Source organism: Cedecea sp. NFIX57 (assembly GCF_900177785.1).
Classification (GTDB): domain Bacteria; phylum Pseudomonadota; class Gammaproteobacteria; order Enterobacterales; family Enterobacteriaceae; genus Cedecea; species Cedecea neteri_C.
This window is the reverse complement of record NZ_FXAS01000034.1, coordinates 24108-37065: the sequence shown is the minus strand read 5'-3', so window position 1 is coordinate 37065 and position 12958 is coordinate 24108. Positions and strand designations below refer to the sequence as shown.

Below are 12958 nucleotides of genomic sequence, written 5' to 3'. Positions count from 1 at the left end.
TGCTGGTTGCGTGTCAGAGTGACCCATGTATGCAGGGTTTTGGAACTAATCCCCAGCGATGTGGCGGCCTGGGCTACGGTATAGTTCTGCTCTGTCACCAGGGCTACGGCTTCTTTTTTAAACTCAGGGGTAAATTGTCGTTTCTGGTTCACTAAACACCTCCGTTATGGATGTAAGTTTAGTGTCCTGATTATTCAACCACTACACATTATCTATTTCGATGCTGTCAGCCCCTTTAAGAAGCGAACTGGAAACCCTTTTACCATCCAGGACCAGTAAATCCACGTCGGCGGAAAGACGCAGTGTGGTTCCCCATACCAGGGTTGGTATCATCAATATTAGCCCTGCAAGTGGCAGACCTGCTCTCATTTCACTCTCCCTGGTGAACATGCTGAGTGGATGTTTCAAAATTTTTCCTAAAACCTATTTATTAACATATAGACATATTTTCAGAAATTGCGCGCCTGAGTTTCCAGTAGAAAGATGGCTGGGGGGCGGGCTTTGGCATACACTTCAGACAACATCTTAGGGGGCGCTATGAAACAAAGTGATATCGAAAATATCCTGAAAACTACCCGTACCATTGCGCTGGTGGGGGCCAGCGACAAGCCCGATCGCCCGAGTTATCGGGTGATGGATTACCTGATTAAACAAGGCTATGAGGTTATTCCCGTGTCGCCGAAGGTCGCGGGTAAAACGCTGTTAGGGCAGCAGGGCTATGCCACGCTTGCGGACGTCCCGAAGAAAATTGATATGGTTGATGTGTTCCGTAATTCTGAGGCAGCCTGGGGTGTGGCGCAGGAAGCCATCGCTGTGGGAGCGAAAACACTCTGGATGCAGCTTGGCGTGATTAATGAGCAGGCCGCGGTGTTGGCGCAGAATGCGGGATTAAGCGTTGTGATGGATAAATGCCCGGCGATTGAAATACCTCGTCTTGGGCTGGCGAAATAAGAAAAACCCCGCTTAGGCGGGGGTTTTTTATCAGTTACGCAGGCGTGGGGCCTGAAGCTGTTGGCGTATCGAGGCAGCCAGTTCGTCCATCGACGGCTGTTCGGGGTGCTCGTCGTCATCTTCAGAACTGAGCTGAGCTTCGGCGAGATAGGTATGAATCGCCTGGCCATCCTCATCTTCCATGACAACGTGGTACCACGGCGCCGCGCGGAGTGCGCTATTGTCGGCCAGATCGTCTTCCTGCGGCTCATCGAGCGAATACTCGGGGTCAATGTCGACCACTACGCCCAGATAGCCCAGTAAAGAATGGCGAACCTGCTGGCCAATACCGAATTTGCTGGCAATCATAGTCACCTCCCGGGAACATTGCTCTGCATACGAATATGCGGGCAATTTCCGCCTTTTCAAGCTACATGACTCGACAGGCAAACCCTTTCAGATACAGCCCTTCCGGGTAGGTTGCGATCACCGGGTGATCGGCCGCCTGACGGAACTGCTCTATAAATTGTACATCACGCCCGGCATCTACGGCGGCATCGGCGATGATTTTCTGGAATAAATCTGTGGTCATCAGCCCGGAGCAAGAGAAGGTCATCAGAATGCCGCCTGGATTCAGCAACTGAATCGCTAACATGTTGATGTCTTTATAGCCGCGGCAAGCGCCCGCCAGCTGGTTTTTGTTTTCAACAAATTTAGGTGGGTCCATCACTATAACGTCGAACTTCTCGCCCTGGTCGCGATATTTGCGCAGCAGTTTGAACACGTCATCACGAAGAAACTCGGCTTTGCTGAGATCAAGTTTGTTCAGCTCTACGTTTTTTCTGGCAATATCCAGCGCATCCTGGGAAGTATCCACACTGACCACCCGGCTGCAGTTACCCATCAACGCAGAAACGGCAAAACCACCGGTGTAGGAGAAGCAGTTCAGGACGCGTTTATTATCAACGTAGCGGCGAGTGGCGAAACGGCTGTCGCGCTGATCGAGGTAGTAACCTGTTTTATGTCCGCCCTGAATGTCTACCAGCAGCTTCATGCCGTGTTCTTCAATAGGCAGCAGGGCAGGAGGCAGTTCACCGCTGACCGGTCCCTGAGTCAAAGCCATGCCTTCTTTCTTACGTACGGTTACGTCGGAACGATCGTAAACAGAGCATTCAGGGTAGAGAGATTGCAGGGCGGCAACGAGGGCTGGACGCTGATATTCTGCGCCGGCAGACAACAGCTGCAGCACCAGGAAGTTGCCAAAACGATCGATGGTCACGCCCGGTAGGCCGTCAGACTCACCGGCGATCAGACGGTAACTATCCAGTCCATCACGCTTAGCCAGCCAGTCTCTCCACTGCTGGGCCTGCTGCAGGCGGCGGGTAAAGAAGGCGATATCAATACTTTCAGCCTGATCAAAGGTCCAGACGCGGGCGCGGATTTGTGATTCAGGGGAATATGCCGCGCGGGCTAGCCACTTGCCCTGGCTGTCCACCACATCAACCGTTTCACCGAGACTGGCCTTGCCTTCCAGGCGCGCAACGGCCCCAGAGAAAACCCATGGATGACGGCGCAATAACGACTTCTCACGCCCTTTGGCTAACACTAAACGTACGCTCATAATTTATTTGCTGCTTCGCTAAGAAATGGGCGCCATTTTCCGGTCTGAGGCCGCTAATTGCAATTTATTCGCGTGAAAAGCCTCACTGTGTGGGTTGCTACCAAAGAAAAAGTGGCGCGGTTTGTTAGACTGAGAGCAAGTTTGAGCGTTCAGACAGAGGCAATGATGAGTTCAGAAAAACAGTGCGTGAAGTGTTGGGTACACGGGATGGTCCAGGGCGTGGGTTTTCGTTACAGCACGCAGCGTGAGGGCGAAAAACTGGGCTTAACCGGCTATGCCCGTAACCTGGATGATGGCAGCGTGGAGGTGGTGGCCTGCGGAGAGGCGGAGCAGATTGAAAAGCTGCTGGCGTGGCTAAAAGCCGGCGGGCCACGTAGCGCCAGGGTTGATAAAGTTCTGACTGAACCGCATCAACCCGAACGCGAATGGATCAACTTTGGTATCCGCTACTAGATACACTTCACCGGTTTTGGCAGGCCAGCGATTTTTGTGGCCTGTTTGGCCGGGCCTTTCGGGAACAGGCGATAAAGATAGCGGCTGTTGCCTTTCTCTTCGCCGAACTTGTTTGCCATGGCTTTAACCAGCATGCGAATGGCTGGGGAAGTATTGAACTCCAGATAAAACTCGCGCACAAAGCGAACCACTTCCCAGTGCTCTACCGCCAGGTTAATGCCTTCTTTGGCGGCAATCTCTTCCGCCAGCGGCTCGCTCCACTCCTGACTATTTTTCAGGTAGCCATCGGCGTCTGTCTCTATTTCTCTGCCTTCAAAGGTCAACATAGTTATCCGCTATTTACGTCAAATCGGGCGAAGTGTAGCAAATTTTCTCTGTGGGCTTAAGGGCGGAATGCGGCAGGATTGAGGGCAAAAAAAAAGAGAATGCACAAGTCATTCTCTTTTAGGGGTTACTGCATCAGTTAGTCGCGGCTGGCAAAACCAAGGATGCTTAGCAGGCTAACGAAGATGTTGTAAAGAGAAACATACAGGCTGACGGTCGCGCGGATGTAGTTCGTTTCGCCGCCGCGGATGATGTTGCTGGTCTCAAACAGGATGGCGCCAGAAGAGATCAGGATAAACACCGCGCTGATTGCCAGGTGCAGAGCCGGGAGCTGCAGGAAGATGTTCGCCACCATACCTATCAGCACAACCACCACGCCCGCCATCAGCATGCCGCCGAGGAAGGACATGTCTTTACGGGTAGTCAGCACATAAGCAGAGCAGCTAAAGAAGACAAGTGCGGTACCGCCCAGCGCCAGGCCAATAACATCCCCCATGCCTGCGGACAGATACGCATTCAGCATTGGCCCCAGGATATAGCCCAGGAAGCCTGTAAAGGCGAATGCAGACAGAATGCCCACCGGTTTATCCGCAGTTTTGTAGGTCAGGAACATCAGGCCGTACATACCCACCAGCGTCAGAATCAGCCCTGGAGAAGGCAGCATCAATACGGTGCTGGCGGTTGCCGTCAACGCGGAAAATGCCAGCGTTAAACTCAGCAGGAAATAGGTATTACGTAGCACCTTGTGGGTGCTGAGCAGTGACGAACGGTCACGCGAGGAGGTAATAATGCGATCCATTCTAAACTCTCTCTTTTACAGGTGTTTTATGGTCATGAGCATAATGCCCGCCTTTATTAGACAAAAGCCTTTTTACCCATCTTTACCTCGTGCACTTTATCACATTGTACAAAATTAATGCCATAACACCCACTTATAGGTGGCTGAAAAATATTGCTTTATTACCTAAAGCCGACTAAGAGTGTTAGCCGTACCGTCGTTAAATAACATTAATAAGGCGTAGGTCATGAAAGCAAACAACAACACATTTTCAAAATCATTGGTTGCTCTGGGTCTGCTCAGCGCTATTTCCAGCGCATGGGCAGCAGACGTTCCGCCAGGAACCGAGCTTGCAGCCAAACAGGAGCTGGTGCGTAACAACGGCAGTGAGCCGGCATCGCTGGATCCCCATAAAGTGGAGAGCGACGTTGAAAGTAATATCATCGGCGACTTTTTTGACGGCCTGATTCGCGTCAAAAACGATGGCTCTATCGAACCTCATCTGGCTGAGAAATGGGATAACCAGGACAACAAAGTCTGGACGTTCCATCTGCGTCCGGGCATTAAATGGTCCAACGGTGAACCTATCACCGCGCAGGACGTGGTCTGGAGCTGGAAGCGTTTAGTCGATCCTAAAACGGGTTCCCCTTACGCGACTTATCCGGGCACGATGCACATCGAAAATGCCAATGACATTGCTGAAGGTAAAAAGCCGGTCGATAGCCTGGGTGTGAAGGCGCTGGATGCCAACACCGTTCAGGTGACGCTGGACCAGCCAACGTCGGCCTTCCTGCTGATGCTCGGCCACACCTCTATGGTACCGGTGAGCGAAGCTGCAGTAGAAAAATTTGGGGACAAATGGACCCAGCCGGCCAACTTTGTGAGCAGCGGTCCGTATAAGCTGTCGCAGTGGGTGGTGAACGAAAAAGTCGTCGGCGAGCGTAATAAGCAGTACTGGGACGATGCGCATACGGTGATTAATAAGGTGACTTATTTGCCTGTGACTTCGGGTACAGCAGATATAAACCGCTATAAAGCGGGCGAGATTGATATCACCTATACCGTGCCTGAAACGCTTTTCGCCTCACTTAAAAAATCCATTCCGGATCAGGTCCATATCACGCCTTATCTGTCCACTTACTATTATGAATTCAATACCACCAAAGCGCCGTTTAACGACCCACGCGTTCGCCTGGCGCTGAATCTGGCCCTGGATAAAGACATCATCGCCGGTAAGGTGTTAGGGCAGGGGCAAAAGCCTGCGTGGCTGGTTAGCCAGCCTAAAATTGGCGGGATAACGCTTAAGCCTGCGGAGTATGGCAGCTGGAGCCACGATAAGCGTGTCGCTGAGGCGAAGAAATTGCTGGCAGAGGCGGGCTTTAACGAGAAGCATCCGCTGCAGTTCAACCTGCTTTATAACACCTCGGAATCGCACCAGCGCATTGCCATTGCGGCCAGTTCAATGTGGAAGAAAAACATCGGCGTTGAAGCGAAGCTTCAAAACCAGGAATGGAAAACCATGCTGGATACCAAACGTACCGGTAATTATGACCTGGTGCGTTACGGCTGGATTGCCGACTACGATGATGCGGCGACCTACCTGAACAACTTCCGTACTGGCGATAGCCAGAACAGTTCCAAATACAGCAATCCTGCCTACGATGAGATTATCGCTAAAGCTTCACAGGCCACTACCCAGGAAGAACGTGCGAAGTACTATCAGCAGGCCGAAGATATTCTTGCGAAAGACGTCCCGACCATCCCTATCTACCACTATGTGAAGGTTCAACTGGTGAAACCTTACGTAGGGGGTTATGCACCGAGCACGCTGGGTAAATATTTAACCCAGGATCTCTACATCAAAAAGCACTGATGCCGACGCTGCCCTCCCCGGAGGGCAGAAAAAGCGGTTTGAAACTGAGCATGTTGCTGCTGTTTCAGGCAAATAACACAAATATGATGAAATTTCAGACGATTGAACAAAATCGTGCTTTACATGAAGTATGGGTATGTTTATAGTTCGCCTCGTTGGAAGTGTGGCCGAGCGGTTGAAGGCACCGGTCTTGAAAACCGGCGACCCGAAAGGGTTCCAGAGTTCGAATCTCTGCGCTTCCGCCAACATTTACAAGGGGTTGCCGAAAGGCAGCCCCTTTTTGTTTTGGGCGAAAAGAATAAAAAAGAATATTCCCGAAGAATATCGACCGAGCAAGAATGAATAGAAATTCATTTTTTGCTGATGAGAGGAAGGTCAAGTGTGGGGCTAATCTGCACCTTCCGGTCATAAATCAGCACCTGACTTTCGGTCTTGTGGCCGCTGAACATCTGTTTATCTTTGCTGCTTCCCTCAAAATCAGAAATAGCTTTCGCTTTGATATCGTGGAACGTGTAATCAAGCGGACGGCCAATTTCCGCCTCTGCGGCGCGCACTGCTTTCAGCCATCGATTGTTAAACGTCTTCCGGATAAACAGGCCACCGTCGCTGTTGTAAATTACCAGCGAATCAGGCGAACGTTTCGGACACTCAAGCTGAGCGGTTTCGATTGCCTGGTGCAGGCGTGGTGTCCACACTTTGATTTGTTTCTTCCCGGTCTTGCCCTGCTGTATAAATATCCCGCTGTCTGAAAGCTGCATGTAGCACAGCGCCAGTACATCAGCTTGACGGGCTGCACACAGATAAGATATCTCCATCGCTGCTTTAACCACGGGATCCGCTTGCTTGTAAATCGCCAGGTAGTCGCCATCTGTGATGTATTGCTCGCGCGCTTTGAGAGAAAACTTACTAACGCCAGCGCATGGATTGCCTTTGGCGTAGCCGCGTTCATATCCCCAGCGATACACCCGTGACATGCTGCTCATTTCCTGATTGGCCTGGTTCTTACTTTGCAGTCCGCGGCGATCCATAAACTGGCGCACGTCCTCGGGTTTTACCAGGTCAGCTTTTACTTTACCGAAAACAGCCAGTAGTTTTTTCTGGTGTTGCAGGTAATCTTTCTGTGTGCGGATCGCCAGCTCAGTGTAATAGGCACTTTTCAGGAACATCCCCCACAGCTTTTCGAATGTCATAGTGTCGGAGTGGTTCCGGCGTTCTTCGTCGTAGCGTTTCCACAGTGCGGACATGGTGAGCGTTATCGGCCCCAGCGTCACGGTTTCCCGTGATGTGGGTTTGTAGTAATACCGGGTTTTTGTTTTGGATACGCGTGGCGGCAATTTGCTGTCGCCTGGGTCTTTACGTTTGCGGCCCATCAGATAGCCTCAAAATTCGGCTTTTCTTCTGTGCCGGAGTGGGTTGTCGTCTGGCCGTTTAACACGGCGTTAATATGCGTCCAGGTCACCATCGGGCGGCCCTCCCGGTCGGGGATGTAAGACACACCGCCGCGATCAAGAACTTCACGCTGTTTTGATGGTTTTTGATACCCGGTAAATTCAATAAGCTCCGCATCAGTTAGCAGATCGTTTGCTCGAGTCATGGTCTTTCCTCATCATCCTGCGTACGGCGTTGTCAGCGTCGCTGCATGCGCTTTCTACGTCCGACCTGGTCAGGGTCTTCTTTCTTACACTCGCCGATAGCCGGCCTATTTTGATATCGAAATCGGAGAGAAGAACCTCTCCCGGTTGCCATCGTTGCATAGCGGCCTCTGTATGAAATTGAGGCCGCCATGCTAACGATTAAGATGGATTATTTCTGATTATGCTTAATCAGGTTTTGGGAAGGGAATGCACCTTTCTGACGTGTAACTTTAACGTTCTCTGGAAGGTGGATCCCCAGCTCGCAGCGGCTCCGCGCTTCAATCACGCCATTTCTGCCGTCCGGCAAAACAACATGAATCGCGTCACCTCTTTTCAGGGTTAGATTTAGCATCAGCGCACCTGCAATGAACGTTCGCCAGTCTCAAGATGAGCACCCGGTACCGGATTAAGCAACTCCTCCGGAGGGGTGCCACCATCTGCAATAATCTGCGCCGCCGCCGCTTCTGCCGCCTCGATGGCTTCTTTGATGGCTTTTTTGTCCGGTTCGATCACTGTCTGGACGCTAACCATTTCATCCGGCAGCTTGTCGGTATTGTCGATCACTACGCTTACGGAACCTTTCCGGGCTGTAAAGGTATTCTTAGCCGTTTTAAGTGAATCTTTGCCGGCGGCCAGCAGGCACGACAGGATGTATTTGCGAAGAGCTTTGTCTTTACCTTCAAATGATTTCTTGCGCTCGGCAAGGCGCTTCATTTCGTCGTCGCAGGTCTTGGCGTGGCCCAGGTTATTACGTGCGATAACCATTACGGCGTCCAGCTTGTCGGACAATTCGCCCTCAATACCTTCCAGCGTGTCAGCGATCATTTCAGGGGTGAAGTCTTCCGAACCATCCAGCAGATTCAGGAGGTTTGAATAGTCGGCGGCCAGTGCAATTGCAGTAGTGGAAGTCATGCTGTTTTCTCCTGTGCTTTGTTCAGTTCGGCGATACGCCCATCTTTGATTTCTGTCAGGCGACGTAGACGTTTACTTAAATAATTTGCGTGCTGCTTATCGCCTTTTGCTTCTGCATCCTTGCGATGCACTTCGACTTCACGGGCTATCGAGGAGAACACCTTGCTTAATTCATGCTCAGAAATGCCGCTTGTCAGGGTGTTGGCAACACGCGTTAATTTCTCGTCAAGCTCCTGGCGAAGTCGAGCTGCGTCCTCCGCGCTTTCGCTGGCATTCTTAATGGCGAATTCGGCCTTGTTTTGCTGGCGATATTCCGGGTTGTCGTATAGGCCCATGAAGATATCAGCGCTGAAACCAAGCGCGGATAATGCTTTTTTGGTGGCATCGGTGAGTGATTTTTTCGTTGCCTCGCCGTCACAGATCGGGCCGTATTTGCTGTCGTAAAGGTAAGGCGTGCAACCGAACGCGATTTCCTCGCCGCGCTCGCCGTCTTGCAAGTACCAGAGTTTCACCTTGATAACGTGGTGTAGCTCTGTGAGGATCCCGCCGGTGCCGTTAGGGATAACTTCCCACGCTGGATTCCCATCCTGTCCTTTGAACTTCCTGAGAATTGGCGCGCCGGCATCAAAGCGTTCTTCGAGAATGTCCACGCCCCAGCCGATACCCTTCGGGCCAAATTCGCGTGTGGCCAGCATGGTCATGTAAGTGCCGTTGATAGAGGTGCCGCCGCCGTTAACCGCGAAAGCCTTTGTGAACCGTTCATCAGTGCGGAATACGCGTTTCCACAGAGCAAGGTTTTCCTGTTCTTCTTCCGGTCGCTCACTAAGGCTTTTTTCTATATCGGAAACAGCTTGCTGCTGGCTCTCTTCCGCATTAACCCGCTTGACCAATTCATCACACTGAGTAACCAAACCTTTTACCCTTTCGCTCAATGGTTGTTCTGGTTCCTCGCTCGTTGCGTACACACCGTAACCCATATCATTAAGTTGCTCTTTCGCTTGCTGCGACTGCGTTTCAGATACTGGCGCTGGTGCTACCATTTCCGTTTTTTTGACTTCATTTGAGGCGGGATTGTTAACCAGCCCATCAATTGAGAAATGACCACTGCCAAGGCTTTTAACTTTCGCTTCTGGCTGTTCTTCGCCAGATTCAAAGCGGCCGTGCTTTTCCAGCCAGGCAACGATGTGCCTGCGGAGGGACTCCGGGAAATGATGGGTGTCTTTGGCCGGCACATTCTGGATTACGCCGAAAATGCTGGGGCGGTCGTACTGCAGTATTTTTTCAGTGGTGCGCAGTGCTATAGACCAACGTTTAAAGTCTTCACGCTCCCGTTTAATAACATCTTCCGCAGCCCGAAGGGTGCTGGTTAAAACTTTTTCGTTGGCATTTACTGGCAGCAGCGCAAGAGCGACCTCCTGATCAAGAGTGGCATACGTGTGAGCGTAAGTGCGTGGCTCAACCGTCTGACTTGAAACCGTGGCGGCAGCGGAATTAATTTCTGTGCTGGTGCTGGTGCTGGTGCTGGTGCTGGTGCTGGTGCTGGTTTCTGATTCTGCATCACAGCTCTTAATGAACTGATAGATCGCGGCGCGCCCAGGGCGCTGATTCTCGAAATGAGCGAAGATTTTTTGAATCAGGTTATTTAGCCCCGCTGCATCCATTGCTTTGACGGGCTCATGTGCTTCCATGCTGGATATAATGAACCGGTTGAGGCGATCAGGCTCTTCGTCTTCATTTAGATCGGTGTTATCCATGTTGTCCAGGTAATCGACAACCTGTGACAGCGTAGCATCGTCAATTTCGGTAGCGCTGAACAGCAGAACCGCGGCGAAACGCTCACGCGGTGAAAGCGTCATTACGTCAATAATTTCTCCGCTACCGGACTGATCGCCGTTACTCTCCGGCATTACCCGGGCGACCCACTTCTCGCCGTCAAAGTCGTGCGTCTCCGCGAACTTCTCATCAAATACACCGATTTCAGAGCGATCCTGTCCGGGGGTGTCTTGCCATACCTTCGGTTTAAAATAACCGTCACCGTTCGCCGGGTAATGCTCCCACAGCTTTCCGACAACGATGCTTTCGGCAACTTTTTTATTTGGCGCCTTAATACTGATGGCCAGCCGCACGGCGCCATCTTTGATGGCCGTTTTTTTCGGCTCAAAAAGGCAGTTAAACACTGTCATTGGTCTTTCCTCGCTTAGTGATGGGCGCAGGTCAGGCGCCCGGTTTATCAAAATGGGATATCGCTTTCTTCGATAGGGGAGTGGTCGATGCAAAGCAGCTGCTGGATCTTGTCGTCGATAGCGGCCTGTTCGCGATGTGCTTTTGCTGCAATAAGCTCTTTGGCTGCGCGTAAGCCTGATACCTGGCGACCGATAATTTCGAAAGCATCGGGCATTTTGACGTTGAGCGTTACGGTGCGCTCTTCCAGTAAAACGTAATGCTCTGGATTATTGCGTGACATGTCACCAGTGGAGACAATGATTTTTTCACTGAGAAATTCGGATGTTGCAAAATGAATGTACAGCTTTACTTGAATTGGCAGCGCTTCCATAGCGACTCCTTGATGATGTATACTCAGAGCCGATCAGTGTTGACTCTGTCGGCATTGGTCTTTCCTCGGCGTGGGGTTGGTCCCCTGCGCCATGACTCGGAAGGTTGGTCCCCTCCGGGGTAAAAGAACCCACTTCGGTGGGTTTTTTTACGTCTCAAGTTTGCCGGTCTTTCCCGTCTGTCAGGGCTGGTCATGCCCGCATTGGTCTTTCCTCAATTCACTACTGAGTGAAAAAAATGCCCGCCACTTCGCGGGCAAAGACTACACACAGCATTTTGGATTCTTTGCCTTATCGCCGGCTCGCGGAACGTTTCTGAACAACTGCCGCGTGGTTAGTGCGTCGTTGATGTGATGAAGCTTAATGAAAGGTAAGTTATATGGCAATGGTTTTTACTTAAAAAATGTTAAGTTGATTGACGAGAAATTGTAACGCTTTGAATAATATGTTGATTTATTTTTTGGATTTCTTTCTGGCGGCCAGCAACTCTTCAAAAAGGTTGTTAAAACCATCAACCTTGCTTTCAAGCTCAATGATATGGCGGTCTTTTTCAGATTCAGGAAGGGAGTCGAATAGTTCAAGCAACTTGATTTGACGCCCATCAAGTTCGGTAGGCAAATCAGCAACCGGCATTGGGATCTGATCCTCATCGCCATAGAGTAGCCATGTAGGGGAGCATTTGAGCGCTTTGCTCAGCTTAAAGAGGTTTTTCCCCCTCGGCTCTGTCTCGCCGCTTTCCCATTTAAATATTGTGACATGGGACACTCTCACGGCATCAGCTAACTGCTGCTGTGAAATGTCTAGCTCGTTTCTTCTACGCCTGATTCGGTCGTTAAGCTCAATATTCGTCATAGAGTTAATGTAAATTAATTTGACTTACCTTATGTTAAGTTGTAGTTTCCAAACAAACGTTAACAGGAGGATGTGGATGTGTTTACTAAAGATGCAATTAATCACTTTGGCAGTAAGGCAAAGTTAGCCAAGGCTCTGGGCGTGTCTCAACCTGCGGTTTCTCGCTGGGGTGACCGTGTCCCTGAAAAACGAGCGGCTCGTTTATCTCTCATGACTGACGGGGTTCTGGTCTACGACCCATGCGACTACCAGGAAGCGAACAACAGGAATGCAGCTTAACAAACGGCTTAATTGAAATCTGATTAAGCCTAATCAAGTTTCGCGACAGGAGACGCGATGAGCAATTTAGACGAGTTGAAACAAGAAATTTTTAATTGGGCGCTGGAATCCGGGCAGGAAATGGTAGCCATCGAGATTACGCGAATGTGGTTCCGTCACGGTGGTAACACTGGATCTGTAAAGCTACACCCGATGGAAGATTTAGCGGGCAATGCCGACTGGCGAGCCATCAACAATAACCGCCAGCAGATATTTCGCTGGTTACGTGGTGAAACAAGAGCCGCGAGAGAGAAATCTCAGGCGCTGGCCAAAGCGATGGAAGCCGCGCTACCCGCTGAGCGTTATGCCCGGCTAGGAATGACAACACAGCACCTGATATGCGTAGCGATACGTGAATTTGCAGCAGCGATTATCGCACTGCTGCTTGATGCGCGGGACGGGCCGCAGCGAATAGCTCAGGCATTACAAGCCATGCAGGAAACACAGCGCCTGACCAGCGTTTAACAACGGCGAGGAAAGACCAATGCTTACATCAATTGACCGCATCACCTGGCGGAACGGCTTCCGCCTCAACGGTGCGCCAGCTGCTATCGAAGATATTGAGGATGTTTTCGAGGGGCGTCGCGCAGCTGCTCTATCCATTTGGGAGCAGTACGAGTTACGCAAAGCAGAATTGCGCGATCTCGATCTCACAAACGATGAGTATCAAGCCGCATGCCGACAGATTGCCGAAGCGTTAGGGATCTGATT

Annotated in this window: 18 protein-coding genes, 1 tRNA gene and 1 pseudogene; 7 read left to right on the top strand and 13 right to left on the bottom strand. The window is 51.0% G+C overall.

The features are described from left to right. The coding region (locus B9Y90_RS27585) for a transposase (protein ID WP_139827446.1) at nucleotides 1-152 on the bottom strand (152 nt) is incomplete at its 3' end. A gap of 55 nt (nucleotides 153-207) precedes the next feature. Beyond that, a pseudogene (locus tag B9Y90_RS27375) lies at nucleotides 208-369 on the bottom strand (curli synthesis inhibitor); the annotation flags it as partial. Nucleotides 370-537: 168 nt separating this feature from the next. Between B9Y90_RS27375 and B9Y90_RS21615 the strand changes: the two are divergent. Beyond that, the gene (locus B9Y90_RS21615; protein WP_039291600.1) at nucleotides 538-951 is read left to right on the top strand and encodes a CoA-binding protein; all 414 of its coding nucleotides are present in this window, start codon (nucleotides 538-540) and stop codon (nucleotides 949-951) included. A gap of 30 nt (nucleotides 952-981) precedes the next feature. On the opposite strand, the gene hspQ is transcribed toward B9Y90_RS21615, so the two are convergent. Then, complete coding sequence (hspQ, locus tag B9Y90_RS21610; protein WP_008461265.1) at nucleotides 982-1299, bottom strand: heat shock protein HspQ; 318 nt, start codon at nucleotides 1297-1299, stop codon at nucleotides 982-984. A 61-nt stretch (nucleotides 1300-1360) separates the two neighbouring features. Beyond that, on the bottom strand, nucleotides 1361-2551 hold the full coding sequence (rlmI, locus tag B9Y90_RS21605) for a 23S rRNA (cytosine(1962)-C(5))-methyltransferase RlmI (protein ID WP_085542538.1): 1191 nt from the start codon (nucleotides 2549-2551) through the stop codon (nucleotides 1361-1363). Nucleotides 2552-2713: 162 nt separating this feature from the next. Here rlmI and yccX point away from each other — a divergent pair, with 162 nt between their 5' ends. Beyond that, a complete protein-coding gene (gene yccX / locus B9Y90_RS21600; RefSeq protein ID WP_085542537.1) occupies nucleotides 2714-3004 on the top strand; it encodes an acylphosphatase in 291 nt (96 codons plus the stop codon). Here yccX and tusE read toward each other — a convergent pair. Together tusE and yccA are read right to left on the bottom strand one after the other, a co-directional pair. Then, complete coding sequence (tusE, locus tag B9Y90_RS21595; protein WP_085542536.1) at nucleotides 3001-3330, bottom strand: sulfurtransferase TusE; 330 nt, start codon at nucleotides 3328-3330, stop codon at nucleotides 3001-3003. The genes yccX and tusE overlap by 4 nt on opposite strands. Before the next feature lie 137 nt (nucleotides 3331-3467). After that, on the bottom strand, nucleotides 3468-4127 hold the full coding sequence (gene yccA / locus B9Y90_RS21590; protein ID WP_039291604.1) for an FtsH protease modulator YccA: 660 nt from the start codon (nucleotides 4125-4127) through the stop codon (nucleotides 3468-3470). A 226-nt stretch (nucleotides 4128-4353) separates the two neighbouring features. Here yccA and B9Y90_RS21585 point away from each other — a divergent pair, with 226 nt between their 5' ends. Together B9Y90_RS21585 and B9Y90_RS21580 are read left to right on the top strand one after the other, a co-directional pair. After that, nucleotides 4354-5979, top strand: coding sequence for an ABC transporter substrate-binding protein (locus B9Y90_RS21585; protein WP_039291607.1), 1626 nt, complete (start codon nucleotides 4354-4356; stop codon nucleotides 5977-5979). A 157-nt stretch (nucleotides 5980-6136) separates the two neighbouring features. Then, a tRNA-Ser gene (locus tag B9Y90_RS21580) sits at nucleotides 6137-6224 on the top strand. A gap of 105 nt (nucleotides 6225-6329) precedes the next feature. On the opposite strand, the gene B9Y90_RS21575 is transcribed toward B9Y90_RS21580, so the two are convergent. The 7 genes from B9Y90_RS21575 to B9Y90_RS21540 all read right to left on the bottom strand — a co-directional run bounded on the left by B9Y90_RS21575 (nucleotide 6330) and on the right by B9Y90_RS21540 (nucleotide 11929). Further along, on the bottom strand, nucleotides 6330-7349 hold the full coding sequence (locus B9Y90_RS21575; RefSeq protein WP_085542535.1) for a tyrosine-type recombinase/integrase: 1020 nt from the start codon (nucleotides 7347-7349) through the stop codon (nucleotides 6330-6332). Beyond that, nucleotides 7349-7573, bottom strand: coding sequence for a DUF4224 domain-containing protein (locus B9Y90_RS21570; protein ID WP_085542534.1), 225 nt, complete (start codon nucleotides 7571-7573; stop codon nucleotides 7349-7351). Before B9Y90_RS21570 ends, B9Y90_RS21575 begins: the two co-directional genes overlap by 1 nt. 209 nt (nucleotides 7574-7782) lie before the next feature. Beyond that, nucleotides 7783-7965 (bottom strand): hypothetical protein, encoded by a 183-nt coding sequence (locus B9Y90_RS21560; protein WP_085542532.1) that lies wholly within the window; start codon nucleotides 7963-7965, stop codon nucleotides 7783-7785. Then, nucleotides 7965-8525 carry a siphovirus Gp157 family protein gene (locus B9Y90_RS21555; protein WP_085542531.1) on the bottom strand — a complete coding sequence of 187 codons (561 nt, stop codon included), beginning with the start codon at nucleotides 8523-8525 and terminating at the stop codon, nucleotides 7965-7967. The genes B9Y90_RS21560 and B9Y90_RS21555 overlap by 1 nt, the downstream gene beginning before the upstream one ends. Next, entirely contained in the window at nucleotides 8522-10708 is a 2187-nt protein-coding gene (locus tag B9Y90_RS21550) for a hypothetical protein (RefSeq protein WP_085542530.1), read from the bottom strand. The genes B9Y90_RS21555 and B9Y90_RS21550 overlap by 4 nt, the downstream gene beginning before the upstream one ends. A gap of 47 nt (nucleotides 10709-10755) precedes the next feature. Further along, nucleotides 10756-11079: a hypothetical protein gene (locus B9Y90_RS21545; RefSeq protein ID WP_254902728.1), complete on the bottom strand. Its 324-nt coding sequence runs from the start codon at nucleotides 11077-11079 to the stop codon at nucleotides 10756-10758. Between the two features lie 451 nt (nucleotides 11080-11530). Beyond that, nucleotides 11531-11929 carry a helix-turn-helix domain-containing protein gene (locus B9Y90_RS21540; protein ID WP_085542529.1) on the bottom strand — a complete coding sequence of 133 codons (399 nt, stop codon included), beginning with the start codon at nucleotides 11927-11929 and terminating at the stop codon, nucleotides 11531-11533. Nucleotides 11930-12007: 78 nt separating this feature from the next. Between B9Y90_RS21540 and B9Y90_RS21535 the strand changes: the two genes are divergently transcribed. From B9Y90_RS21535 to B9Y90_RS21525, 3 genes are read left to right on the top strand one after another with little or no spacing between them, the layout of a single operon-like run. Beyond that, nucleotides 12008-12208 carry a Cro/CI family transcriptional regulator gene (locus B9Y90_RS21535; protein ID WP_085542543.1) on the top strand — a complete coding sequence of 67 codons (201 nt, stop codon included), beginning with the start codon at nucleotides 12008-12010 and terminating at the stop codon, nucleotides 12206-12208. 57 nt (nucleotides 12209-12265) lie between these two features. Continuing rightward, nucleotides 12266-12712: a toxin YdaT family protein gene (locus B9Y90_RS21530; protein ID WP_085542528.1), complete on the top strand. Its 447-nt coding sequence runs from the start codon at nucleotides 12266-12268 to the stop codon at nucleotides 12710-12712. A 19-nt stretch (nucleotides 12713-12731) separates the two neighbouring features. Then, nucleotides 12732-12956: a hypothetical protein gene (locus B9Y90_RS21525; protein WP_085542527.1), complete on the top strand. Its 225-nt coding sequence runs from the start codon at nucleotides 12732-12734 to the stop codon at nucleotides 12954-12956. The last annotated feature ends 2 nt before the right edge of the window (nucleotides 12957-12958 follow it).